The sequence below is a fragment of the Actinophytocola sp. genome, assembly GCF_035762905.1.
GTDB lineage: Bacteria > Actinomycetota > Actinomycetes > Mycobacteriales > Pseudonocardiaceae > DASYTH01.
Genome location: NZ_DASUCC010000097.1, coordinates 24,228 through 35,878, shown reverse-complemented (window position 1 = coordinate 35,878; position 11,651 = coordinate 24,228). Strand labels below are relative to the sequence as shown.

The following is an 11,651-nucleotide window of genomic DNA, read 5'->3' as shown; positions in this document are numbered from 1 at the left end:
GTCCGATGAGCGCTAGAGACTGGATCGACAAGGACTTCTATCGCGAGTTGGGGGTCTCCTCCGACGCTTCCGACGCCGAGATCAAGAAGGCCTACCGCAAGCTGGCCCGCGAGCTGCACCCGGACGCCAACCCGGGTGACTCGCGGGCCGAGGCGCGGTTCAAGGCGGTGTCCGAGGCGTACGGGGTGCTCGGGGACGCGGAGAAGCGCAAGCAGTACGACGAGGCCCGCCGGCTGTTCGGCGCCGGCGGCATGCGCGGGTTCGGCGGGGGCAACTTCGGCGGTACCGGGAACTTCGACTTCGGTGACCTGTTCGGCGGCACGCCGCAGGGCAACACGGCGTCCGGCGGGTTCGGCGGCCTCGGCGACATGCTGGGCAACCTGTTCAACCGGCGCGGTTCGGGCACGTCGACGGCCGGCCGGCCGCGGCGCGGCGCCGACGTGGAGACCGAGATCAGGATCGACTTCCTGGAGGCGGTGCGCGGCGCGACCGTGCCGCTGCGCCTGTCCAGCCCGTCCACCTGCGACACCTGCCACGGCAGCGGGGCCCGGCCGGGAACCACCCCGCGCACCTGCCCGGCCTGCAACGGGGTCGGGCTGGTCAGCCGCAGCCAAGGCGCGTTCTCGTTCAGCGAGCCGTGCCGGGACTGCCGGGGCACCGGCCGGATCGTCGACGACCCGTGCGTGGACTGCGCCGGCGACGGGGTGAGCACCAAGACCAGGACGCTCACCGTACGGATCCCGCCCGGGGTGGACGACGACCAGCGGATCCGGCTGGCCGAGCAGGGTGAGCCGGGCAGCAACGGCGGGCACAACGGCGACCTGTACGTGCGGGTGCACGTCTCCCCGCACCCGGTGTTCGGCCGGTCCGGCAACGACCTGACGCTCAAGGTTCCGGTGACCTTCGACGAGCTGGCCCTCGGCACCACGCTGGACGTGCCGACGCTGGACGGCAAGGTGTCGCTGCGGGTGACGCCGGGCACGGCCAGCGGCCGGGTGCTGCGGGTGCGGGCCAAGGGCATCTCCCGCCGGGACGGCCAGGTCGGCGACCTGCTGGTCACCCTGCAGGTGGCGGTGCCGGCCAACCTGGACGGCAAGGCCCGGGCGGCCCTGGAGGCCTACGCGCAGGCCACCGCCGGGCATGACCCGCGGCCGGAGCTGACCCGGATGCTGGAGCGGAGGACCGGATCATGAGCAGGCCGTCGTTCCCTCCGGGCGCCGACGAGGACACCCCGATGTTCGTGATCTCGGTGGCCGCCCAGCTGGCCGGGCTGCACGCGCAGACGCTGCGCGGCTACGACCGGCTCGGGCTGGTCTCGCCGGGGCGCACCGCGGGCGGCGGCCGGCGCTACTCCATGCGGGACATCGCCGTGCTGCGCGAGGTGCAGCGGCTGTCCCAGGAGGAGGGCGTCAACCTGGCCGGCATCAAGCGGATCATCGAGCTGGCCACCGAGGTGGAGGCGCTGCGCGCCCAGGTGCACGCGCTCACCGAGGAACTGGCGGCGGCGTACGCGGCGGCCGAGCGCGCGGCCGCGACGGTGCACGCCTCATACCGCAACGAGCTGGTCCCGGTACGCCAGCAGACCGCCCTGGTCGTCTGGCGCCCTCAGCGCCGGCGGTAAATCAGTCCAGCGTGAACGGGTCGTAGGTGATGTGGTCCAGCGGTGTGCCGGCGACGAGCATCCGGGACACCGTTGACCTGATCATCGACGGCGAGCCGGAGACCAGCACGTCCCGGTCGGCCCAGGCGCCGTAGCGGGTGACCACGTCGGCCAGGGTGCCCTGCTGCATGTTGGTGGCGTCGGCGTCGGACTCGACCACCGGGACCACGGTCAGCCACGGGTTGGTCGCGGCCAGGCTGACCAGGTACGGCAGGTCGTAGAGGTCGGCCCGGACCCGGCCGCCGTAGAACAGGTGCACCCGGGGGTTCTCCCCCCACTGCGCGAGGTCCTCGAGAATGGCCCGCATCGGCGCGAGACCGGTCCCGCCGGCGATCATCACCACGTCCCGGCCGGCCGTGCGGTCCACCCGGAGCCGGCCCATCGCCGGACCGATCCGCCACACGTCGCCCTGCTGCGCCTCGGCCACGATCGCCCGGCTGACCCAGCCGGACTGCACCGCCCGGACGTGGAACTCCAGCATCCCGTCGCCGTGCGGTGCGTTGGCCGGGGTCAGGTAACGCCACATCCGCGGCCGCTGCGGAATCTCGATGCTCACGTACTGGCCCGGCAGGTACGGCACCGGATACTCGGGCTGCAGCCGCACGATGGCCAGGTCGCGGGCCTTGCGCTGGTGGTCGACCAGGGTCGCCGACCACCAGGCCGGCCCGTCGTCGGCGGCCGCGGCGTCCAGCATGGCCCGGGCGACGATCGTGTAGGCCTCGGCCCAGGCGTGCTCGACCTCCACCGTCCAGGCCGGCCCGGCGTACTTCTTGATCGAGGAGAGCAGCGCCATGCCCAGCGGCTCGTAGTGCCCGGTCAGCACGCCGAACTTGCGGTGGTCGCGGCCGAGTTGGCGCAGGAACGGGCCCAGCTCCTCGGGCCGGTCGATCATCTGCACGATGTGCACCAGGGCGCGCAGGAACCGGGACCGCTGGACCTGCATGTTCAGCGGGAACAGCTCCCGGATCTCCGGCGCGATGCTGAACAGGGTGGCGTAGAACGACTCGCAGACGGCATCGGCGTGCGGTTCGACGACAGCAAAACTCTCGCGGACCAGCCGCACCATCAGTGCGACCGCCGCGGGCTGGTCGTCGCTCTGCTGCGGAGTGGGGCTCACCGGGGCCTTGGCTGTCATGTTGTCGGGGCAGCTCCAAATTCCGGGCGCCCTACGCTAGACGCCACCGTACTCGAGCACCTATCCCCCGACTGTGTGGAGGTTAGACCGATTCTTGGCGGCGGTCAGCCGTGATAGCCCGTCTAGGTGACATATTGCTACGGATTGGACAGATCCGGGCCCGGAACGCGTGATGTCTTCGGTCACGATCAGGTGCCATGATCTCTACGTCAGGCACTAACGGCTGGTGAGAGCGGGACGAGACATCACTCGAGTGGCGGTTGCGGTACCCGAGTGATCACGCTGTGCCTACCGTCTCCCGGCGCCATGTGGACAGACACCTGGGGTTTGGGGACAAGCCGGTGCCCGGTGTGGACAGGCCGTTGGTACACCCGGGTGAGACCGCGGGACGACGGCCCGAATTGAGCGGAACAGGCTCAACTTTTCCGTCGTTGGAGAGGTAGGAACACCGGCCCTGCGACCCGAGGTGAGGGATGGACGCTTTCAATCCGACCACGAAGACACAGCAGGCGATCTCGGCGGCGGCCCAGGCGGCCTCGGTGGCGGGCAACCCCGACGTCAAGCCCGTGCACCTGCTCGGGGCGCTGCTCGCCCAGGGCGACGGGCTGACCGCGCCGCTGCTCACCGCGGTCGGCGCCGATCCCACCCTGATCCGCAAGGAGAACGACCAGCTGGCCAACGCCCTGCCCTCGGCCACCGGTGCCACGGTGTCCGCGCCGCAGCTGGACGCGCAGGCGCTGCGCTCGGTCACCCACGCCCAGAAGCTGGCCACGGAGATGGGCGACGAGTACGTCTCCACCGAGCACCTGCTGGTCGGCCTGGCCGCCGAGGGCGGCAACGTGGCGGAGCTGCTGCGCCGGCACGGCGTGAGCCCGGAGGCGCTGCGGGAGGCGTTCGTCAAGGTCCGCGGCTCGGCCCGGGTGACAAGCCCGGACCCCGAGGGCACCTACAAGGCGCTGGAGAAGTACGGCCTTGACCTCACCGCAAGGGCCCGGTCCGGCGAGTTGGACCCGGTGATCGGCCGGGACACCGAGATCCGCCGCGTGGTGCAGGTGCTGTCCCGGCGGACCAAGAACAACCCGGTGCTGATCGGCGAGCCGGGCGTCGGCAAGACCGCCATCGTCGAGGGCCTTGCGCAGCGGATCATCGCCGGCGACGTGCCCGAGTCGCTGCGCGGCAAGCGCGTGGTCGCGCTGGACCTCGGCTCGATGGTGGCCGGGGCGAAGTTCCGCGGCGAGTTCGAGGAACGGCTCAAGGCGGTGCTGAAGGAGATCACCGAGTCGGCCGGCCAGGTGATCACGTTCATCGACGAGCTGCACACGATCGTCGGCGCCGGGGCCACCGGTGAGGGCGCGATGGACGCCGGCAACATGATCAAGCCCATGCTGGCCCGGGGCGAGCTGCGCATGGTCGGCGCCACCACGCTGGACGAGTACCGCAAGCACATCGAGAAGGACGCCGCCCTGGAGCGGCGCTTCCAGCAGGTGCTGGTCGGCGAGCCGTCGGTGGAGGACACCGTCGGCATCCTGCGCGGGCTCAAGGAGCGCTACGAGGTGCACCATGGCGTGCGGATCACCGACGGCGCGCTGGTCGCCGCCGCCACCCTGTCCGACCGCTACATCACCGCCCGGTTCCTGCCGGACAAGGCCATCGACCTGATCGACGAGGCCGCCTCCCGGCTGCGCATGGAGATCGACTCCCGGCCGGTGGAGATCGACGAGGTGGAGCGCGCGGTGCGCCGGCTGGAGATCGAGGAGATGGCGCTGGCCAAGGAGGACGACCCGGCCTCCAAGCAGCGGCTGGCCGCGCTGCGCGCCGAGCTGGCCGAGAAGCGTGAGCAACTCTCCGGGCTCACCGCGCGCTGGCAGAACGAGAAGGGCTCGATCGAGCGGGTCCGGGAGTTCAAGGAGCAGCTCGAGCAGCTGCGCGGCGAGTCCGAGCGGGCCGAGCGGGACGGCGACCTCGGCCGGGCCGCCGAGCTGCGCTACGGCCGGATCCCGGCGCTGGAGAAGGAGCTGGAGGTGGCCACCCGGTCCACCCGGGGCGAGCAGGTGATGCTCAAGGAGGAGGTCGGCCCGGACGACGTGGCCGACGTGGTCTCGTCGTGGACCGGCATCCCGGCCGGCCGGCTGCTCGAGGGCGAGACCGTCAAGCTGCTGCGGATGGAGGACGCGCTGGCCGAACGCGTGGTCGGCCAGGCGGAGGCGGTGCGCGCCGTGTCGGACGCGGTGCGCCGGGCCCGCGCCGGGGTGGCCGATCCGGACCGGCCGACCGGCTCGTTCCTGTTCCTCGGCCCCACCGGTGTCGGCAAGACCGAGCTGGCCAAGGCGCTGGCCGAGTTCCTGTTCGACGACGAGCGGGCCATCGTGCGGATCGACATGAGCGAGTACTCCGAGAAGCACTCGGTGGCCCGGCTGGTCGGCGCCCCGCCCGGCTACGTCGGCTACGACCAGGGCGGCCAGCTCACCGAGACGGTGCGCCGCAAGCCGTACAGCGTGGTGCTGCTCGACGAGGTGGAGAAGGCCCACCCGGACGTGTTCGACGTGCTGCTCCAGGTGCTCGACGACGGCCGGCTCACCGACGGCCAGGGCCGCACGGTGGACTTCCGCAACACGATCCTGGTGCTCACCTCCAACCTCGGCTCGCAGGCCATCGCCGACGCGACCCTGGATGAGCGGCAGCGCAAGGACGCGGTGCTCGCCGTGGTGCAGCGGCACTTCAAGCCGGAGTTCCTCAACCGGCTGGACGACGTGGTGGTGTTCCACTCGCTGGCCACCGAGGAGCTGACCAGCATCGTGGACATCCAGGTGACCCGGCTGGCCAAACGGCTGGCGGCGCGCCGGCTCACCCTGGACGTCACCCCGTCGGCCCGCGACTGGCTGGCGCTCAACGGCTTCGACCCGATCTACGGCGCCCGCCCGCTGCGCCGGCTGGTCGCCTCGGCCATCGGCGACCAGCTCGCCAGGGCGCTGCTGTCCGGCGACATCGGCGACGGCGACACCGTGCTGGTGGACATCACCGACGACAACAGCGCGCTCACGGTCAGCCGCAAGTAACCGGCGACGCGCCGCCCCCCTGTGATCTTCGGTCCAGGGGGGCGGCGACTACGCTGCCGGGCGTGGGTGTACCCGCCTGGGCCTGGTTCACCGCGGCGGCCGTGGCCGGCCTCCTCGGAGCGGTGCTGCTGTTGCGCGACCGCGCGCGGCTGACCTCGCGCAACCGCGAGCGGCACCGCTGGGCGGCGTTGCGCGGCTGGCAGTTCTCCGAGAACGACCCGGCGCTACCCACCCAGTGGACGGCAGGGGCGATCGCCTACTACGGCGGCGGCACGGCCCGCGACGTGGTGGCCGGCTCCACCTTCACCGCCGACGGGCGGCGCCGCGTGTACGTGTTCGACCTGGACACCGGCGGGCGGATCGGCGCGGTGATCGCGGCCGTGCAGTGCCGGCGCACCCATCCCGTCGTGGTCGAGCTGTGGCTGCCCAACGTGCCGTTCCAGCGCGACCAGATGCCCGAGCTGCTCGGCCCGGTCGGCCAGCGCTACGCCTTCGTCTCCGACATCGCCACCGCCCGGGGGCTGATCACGCCGGACCTGGTGGACGCCACCGAGGACATCGGCGGGGACATCCCGGTCGCCTGGATCGAGGGCGGCTGGGTGCTGGCCAGCGCGCCGCCGAGCGCCGGACCGTCCCGGCTGGAGCGGCTGCTGCGCAGCATCGGCGAGGTGGCCGACGTGGTCGACCCGTTCGACGCCGAGATCGATCCGGTCGGCGAGTCGGAGGAGTCCACCGCCCGGGACGGCGAGCAGAGCGGCGGCTAGCCAGGGCTCATCCACAGTGATCACCGGGGTGACGTCTTGGTCCAACGAACGCGACCTCAGGGGCACCGTGACGGCACCCGGCCACACTCAATCCGTCAACCGCACCACCGGCTGGGACGGAACGACAGCAGTAAAGCCCGGAGGGGCGGAACAGTAAAACTCCGGAGAGGCGGAACAGCATGTCAACAGCGCTTGTCACCGGGGCCACCGCGGGGATCGGTCTCGCGTTCGCCCGAAAGCTGGCCGCGGAGGGCTACGACCTCGTGCTGGTCGCCCGGAACCGGGAACGGCTCAAGGAGGTGGCCACCGAGCTGTCCGACGCGCACCACGTGGACGTCCAGGTGATGTCCGCCGACCTGTCCACCACCCGGGCGCGCAAGCGGGTCGAGGAGCGGCTGGCCGACGACACCAAACCGATCGACCTGCTGGTGAACAACGCCGGGTTCGGCATGTCCGGGGCGTTCGTCACCGCCGACATCGACGAGCTGCAGGCCCAGTTGGACGTGAACGTCACCAGCGTGCTGCGGCTGACCAGGGCGGCGCTGCCGGGCATGATGGCCAGAGCCCGGGGCGCGGTGGTCAACGTGTCCAGCGTCGCCGGCTTCTTCCCCGGACCCGGCCCGGCCTACTCGGCGACCAAGTCCTGGGTGACCACGTTCTCCGAGGGGATGGCGATCGCGCTGGCCGGCACCGGGGTGCGGGTGCTCGCGCTGTGCCCCGGCTTCACCCACACGGAGTTCCACGCGCGGACCGGTTCGGGAGAGCCGGACGGTCCCGAGTGGCTGTGGCTGGATGCGGACCGGGTGGTCGCCGACTGTCTGGCCGACCTGCGACGCGGCCGAACCCGCTCGGTACCCGGGCTGCAGTACAAGGCGCTGGTCGGGTTCGGCAAGCTGCTGCCCCGCGGTCTGCTGCACCGGCTGGTCGGCAAGGCGTCCGGCGGCCGGGACCGGGTCTGACCCTGTGTCGCGCCCGCCCGGTCGCGGCCCGGTGTGCGAGGCTGGGAAATTGTGCGAACTGGTGCTGTTCCGCTGGTGGATCCGATAGCGAGGGGCGAGCTGGCCCGGCTGGTGACCGAGCTGTCCGTGGTGCGCGGGCGGGTCGTGCTCGCCTCCGGCCGGGAGGCCGACTACTACGTCGACCTGCGCCGGGCGACCCTGCACCACGCGGCCGCGCCGCTGATCGGGCGGCTGCTGCGGGCGCTCACCGCCGACTGGAGCTACGTGGCCGCGGGCGGGCTGACCCTCGGTGCGGACCCGGTGGCCTGCGCGATGATGCACGCCGCGGCCGCCGCCGGTGAGGTGCTGGACGTGTTCGTGGTGCGCAAGAGCGCCAAGGAGCACGGGATGCAGCGCCGGATCGAGGGCATCGAGGTGGCCGGGCAGCGGGTGCTCGTGGTCGAGGACACCTCCACCACCGGCGGCAGCGCATTGACCGCGGTGGACGCGGTCACCGAGGCCGGGGCCGCGGTGGTCGGCGTGGTGACCGTGGTCGACCGGGACACCGGGGCGCGCCGGGCGATCGAGGCGCGCGGGCTGCGTTACCGGTCGCTGCTCGGACTGGCCGACCTGGGCCTTTCGCCGGGGTAGCCGATGGGGCGGCCACGGCCGGCGCCCGGCTAACGTTGGCGGCATGGCCGCCTTTCTCGCCGACGTCACCGTGCTGGTGCACTTCGCGGCGCTGATCTACATCGGCCTCGGCGGCTTCCTGGCCTGGCGCTGGCCGAAGACGATCTTCCTGCACGTGTTCTTCGCGCTCTGGGGGGTGGCGATCAACACGGTGCCCGGGCTGCCCTGCCCGCTGACCGCGCTCGAGGACTCGCTGCGGGCGCGGCAGGGCCTGGAACCGCTGCCCGGCGGTTTCAACGAGTACTACATCTACGACGACCTGATCCCGCGCGCGTGGTTGCCGTTCGTCGTGGTGGCCGCGGTGGTGCTGCTGGTGGTGTCCTATGTGGGCGCCTACGTCCTGTGGCGCCGGCGCCGCGAGGCCGTCGTGGCGGCGCGTTGACCGAGACGCAGGGGCCCACCGAGTGGGAGTTCGGCGAGCCGGTCGGGGTGGGGCCGTGGCCGGGGGACTGGCCGACCGATCCGCGCTACGACCCGGAGCTGTTGGCCGGCGGAGACCGGCGCAACGTGGTGGACGCCTACCGGTACTGGCGCCGGGACGCGATCATCGCCGACCTGGACCCGCGCCGGCACGACTTCCACGTGGCGATCGAGAACTTCCGGCACGACCACAACATCGGCACGGTGGTGCGCACGGCCAACGCGTTCGCGGCGCGGGCGGTGCACATCGTGGGGCGGCGGCGGTGGAACCGGCGCGGTGCCATGGTGACCGACCGGTACCAGCACATCGAGCACCATCCGGATGTGCCGTCGTTGCTGGCATTCGCGGCGGGGGCGGGGTTGGCGGTGGTGGCGGTGGACAACATGCCGGGGGCGGTGCGGGTGGAGCAGGCCGTGTTGCCGCGGCGGTGTGTGCTGGTGTTCGGGCAGGAGGGGCCGGGGGTGAGCGAGCCGGCTCGGGACGGGGCCGGGCTGGTCGTGTCGATCGCTCAGTTCGGGTCGACGCGGTCGATCAATGCCGGGGTGGCGGCGGGGATCGTGATGCACGCGTGGATTCGGCAGCATGCCGATCTCGGGCGGGCCTGGTAGGGACCGAGCGCGTGGTGAGTTGCTGGCTCGGGCACGCGAGTTGTCGGGTGGGGTGGGCGAGTTGTCGGGTGGGGCACGCGAGTTGTGGGGTCGGTGAGGTGTGGGGGTGGAGTGGTTTGGGGTGCGGGGCTCAGGTTCGGGTGCGGGCGGGTTCGATGTCGATCGGGATGCCGTTGAGGACGGCGGTGCCGGAGAGGGCGTCGAGCAGGGTGTCGTCGGCGAGCAGGTTGGAGTTGGCGCCGGGGTGGGCGGTGGCGACGGCGGTGCGGACGCCGTCGACGTCGTGGCCCCAGCCGTGCGGGATGCTGACCACCCCGGGGCGCAGCGTGTCGGTGATCTCCACCGGGAGTTCGACCTTGCCGGCGCGCGAGCGGATCACGGCGAGGGCGCCGTCGCGCAGGCCGAGGCGGCTGGCGTCGTCGGGGTGCAGCTGAGCGGTGCAGCGGTTCTGGCCACGCACCAGGGTTTCGACGTTGTGCATCCAGGAGTTGTTGGAGCTGAGCTGGCGGCGGCCGATCAGCAGGAGTTGGCCGTTGACGTGCCGGTCGAGCTCGGCGCGCAACCGGGGGATGTCGGCGGTGATCGGGTCGGGGGCCAGCTCGACCTTGCCGGACGGGGTGCCGATGATGTCCGGCATCCGGGGCTGGAGCGGGCCGAGATCGATGCCGTGTGGGGCGGCTTCGAGGTCGGCGAGGGTGAGGTCGTAGGGGCCGGCGTGGAGCAGCAGGTCGAGCAGGCGCTCTGGGCCGGTGCGGTCGCCGGCCAGCGATACGTCCACACCGGAGCGGCGGGCGGTCTCGGCGGCCACGAAGGCGTCCAGCGCGGCGAGGTCGGCGCCGGGGCCCTGGCCGGTGACGATTCCGGTGAGGCGTAAGAGGGTCTGCCACTCCTGGGGCAGGTCGGTTGGCAGCACGGCCGGGGTCCAGTTGGCCACGTTGCGGACCGAGAACTGGTACAGGCCGAGGTCGTAGTGCGGCCGCTCGAGCGCGGTGGGGCCGGGCAGGATCACGTCGGCGAGCCTGGAGGTCTCGTTCAGGTACACGTCCAGCGACACCATGAAGTCCAGCTGGCGCAACGCATCCGACAAGCGGCCGGCGTTCGGGGTGGACACGCAGGGGTTGCCGGCGACGGTGATCAGCGCGCGCACCTGACCCTCGCCCGGGGTGAGGATCTCGTCGGCCAGCGTGGCCACCGGGATCTCGCCGATCACCTCGGGCAGGTCGCGGACCCGGCTGCGGAACCGGCCGGTGGTGAACCCGCGCCGGGCGCGGCCCGGCCGGGCGTTGGCCTGGCCGGCCGCGGCCAGCGGGAACATCGCCCCGCCCTCGGTGTCCAGGTTGCCGGTCAACACGTTGAGCACGTCGACCAGCCAGCTGGCCAGCGTGCCGAACGCCTGGGTGGTGGTGCCGATCCGGCCGTACACCGCGGCCCGCGGCGCCGCCGCCAGCTCCCGGGCCATCCGCCGGATCTCCCCGGCCGCGATCCCGGTGACCGGCGCGACCGCGTCCGGGGTGAACGGCCCGGCCAGCTCGCGCACCCGATCGACACCGTCCACATGGGACTCCACCCGGCCGAGCGCGACCAGGTTCTCCTCGAACAGCACCGACACCATCGCGAACAGCAGCAGCGCGTCGGTCCCGGGCCGGATGGCGTGGTGCTCGTCGGCGATCTCCGCCGTGCGGGTGCGCTTCGGGTCGACCACGACCAGCTTGCCGCCCCGCCTGCGCAGCGCCTTGAGCCGGCCCCGCGCGTCCGGCATGGTCATCAGGCTTCCGTTGGACACCAACGGGTTCGCGCCGAGCATCAGCAGGTGGTCGGTGCGGTCGATGTCGGCGACCGGGATGGTCAGCGGGTGGCCGAACATGTACCCGGCGGAGAAGTGCTTCGGCACCTGGTCGACCGTGCCGGCGGTGTAGAAGTTCCTGGTGCCGAGCGCCTTGTAGAACACCGGCCCGTACAGCGCGGTGGACAGGTTGTGCACCGACGGGTTCCCGGCGTAGACCGCGACGGCGTCCCGCCCGTGCCGCTCGATGATCGGCATCAGCCGGGCGTCGATCTCGGCGAACGCCTCGTCCCAGCCGACCTCGACCCACTCGCCGTCCCGTTTGACCATCGGCGCGCGCAGCCGGTCCGGGTCGTGGTGCAGCGCCCCGAGCGAGGCGCCCTTCGGGCAGATGAACCCGTGCGAGAACGTGTCCTCGGCGTCGCCGCGCACCGCCGTGACCTGCCCGCCGTCGATGGTCACCGAGAGACCGCAGGTGGCCTCGCACAGGGGACAGGTGACATGCGCCGTGGTCGTCATGGGAATCACCATGACACAGCGCCCCGACACGCCCCACCGGCATTCAGCTTCCGAACCGATCCAGCGGTCACCATGGT

At 72.0% G+C, this 11,651-nt stretch carries 10 protein-coding genes; 8 read left to right on the top strand and 2 right to left on the bottom strand.

Annotation, left to right across the window (positions count from 1 at the left end):
- Positions 1-5 precede the first annotated feature (5 nt).
- Positions 6-1,193, top strand: a complete 1,188-nt coding sequence (gene dnaJ / locus VFV67_RS20435; protein WP_326472178.1) for a molecular chaperone DnaJ — start codon at positions 6-8, stop codon at positions 1,191-1,193.
- Positions 1,190-1,621 (top strand): heat shock protein transcriptional repressor HspR, encoded by a 432-nt coding sequence (locus tag VFV67_RS20430; protein WP_326472177.1) that lies wholly within the window; start codon positions 1,190-1,192, stop codon positions 1,619-1,621. Before dnaJ ends, VFV67_RS20430 begins: the two co-directional genes overlap by 4 nt.
- Position 1,622: 1 nt before the next feature.
- Here VFV67_RS20430 and VFV67_RS20425 read toward each other — a convergent pair whose 3' ends face one another.
- Positions 1,623-2,795, bottom strand: coding sequence for a globin domain-containing protein (locus tag VFV67_RS20425; RefSeq protein ID WP_326472175.1), 1,173 nt, complete (start codon positions 2,793-2,795; stop codon positions 1,623-1,625).
- 473 nt (positions 2,796-3,268) lie between these two features.
- Here VFV67_RS20425 and clpB point away from each other — a divergent pair, with 473 nt between their 5' ends.
- The 6 genes from clpB to VFV67_RS20395 all read left to right on the top strand — a co-directional run bounded on the left by clpB (position 3,269) and on the right by VFV67_RS20395 (position 9,272).
- The gene (clpB, locus tag VFV67_RS20420) at positions 3,269-5,851 is read left to right on the top strand and encodes an ATP-dependent chaperone ClpB (RefSeq protein ID WP_326472173.1); all 2,583 of its coding nucleotides are present in this window, start codon (positions 3,269-3,271) and stop codon (positions 5,849-5,851) included.
- Between the two features lie 62 nt (positions 5,852-5,913).
- Positions 5,914-6,615: a hypothetical protein gene (locus tag VFV67_RS20415; RefSeq protein WP_326472172.1), complete on the top strand. Its 702-nt coding sequence runs from the start codon at positions 5,914-5,916 to the stop codon at positions 6,613-6,615.
- A 179-nt stretch (positions 6,616-6,794) separates the two neighbouring features.
- Positions 6,795-7,574 carry an SDR family oxidoreductase gene (locus tag VFV67_RS20410; protein WP_326472171.1) on the top strand — a complete coding sequence of 260 codons (780 nt, stop codon included), beginning with the start codon at positions 6,795-6,797 and terminating at the stop codon, positions 7,572-7,574.
- A 75-nt stretch (positions 7,575-7,649) separates the two neighbouring features.
- A complete protein-coding gene (pyrE, locus tag VFV67_RS20405; protein ID WP_326472170.1) occupies positions 7,650-8,204 on the top strand; it encodes an orotate phosphoribosyltransferase in 555 nt (184 codons plus the stop codon).
- A 43-nt stretch (positions 8,205-8,247) separates the two neighbouring features.
- Positions 8,248-8,625, top strand: a complete 378-nt coding sequence (locus VFV67_RS20400) for a DUF2784 domain-containing protein (protein WP_326472169.1) — start codon at positions 8,248-8,250, stop codon at positions 8,623-8,625.
- Positions 8,622-9,272 carry a TrmH family RNA methyltransferase gene (locus VFV67_RS20395; protein WP_326472167.1) on the top strand — a complete coding sequence of 217 codons (651 nt, stop codon included), beginning with the start codon at positions 8,622-8,624 and terminating at the stop codon, positions 9,270-9,272. Before VFV67_RS20400 ends, VFV67_RS20395 begins: the two co-directional genes overlap by 4 nt.
- Positions 9,273-9,402: 130 nt before the next feature.
- Here the strand turns inward: VFV67_RS20395 and VFV67_RS20390 are convergent, their stop codons facing one another.
- The gene (locus VFV67_RS20390; protein ID WP_326472166.1) at positions 9,403-11,574 is read right to left on the bottom strand and encodes a molybdopterin-dependent oxidoreductase; all 2,172 of its coding nucleotides are present in this window, start codon (positions 11,572-11,574) and stop codon (positions 9,403-9,405) included.
- Positions 11,575-11,651: the final 77 nt, after the last annotated feature.

Coding starts and splice junctions, on each gene's coding strand:
- dnaJ (WP_326472178.1), top strand. CDS start 6: ATGAGCGCTAGAGACTGGATCGACAAGGACTTCTATCGCGAGTTGGGG.
- VFV67_RS20430 (WP_326472177.1), top strand. CDS start 1,190: ATGAGCAGGCCGTCGTTCCCTCCGGGCGCCGACGAGGACACCCCGATG.
- VFV67_RS20425 (WP_326472175.1), bottom strand. CDS start 2,795: ATGACAGCCAAGGCCCCGGTGAGCCCCACTCCGCAGCAGAGCGACGAC.
- clpB (WP_326472173.1), top strand. CDS start 3,269: ATGGACGCTTTCAATCCGACCACGAAGACACAGCAGGCGATCTCGGCG.
- VFV67_RS20410 (WP_326472171.1), top strand. CDS start 6,795: ATGTCAACAGCGCTTGTCACCGGGGCCACCGCGGGGATCGGTCTCGCG.
- VFV67_RS20400 (WP_326472169.1), top strand. CDS start 8,248: ATGGCCGCCTTTCTCGCCGACGTCACCGTGCTGGTGCACTTCGCGGCG.
- VFV67_RS20390 (WP_326472166.1), bottom strand. CDS start 11,574: ATGACGACCACGGCGCATGTCACCTGTCCCCTGTGCGAGGCCACCTGC.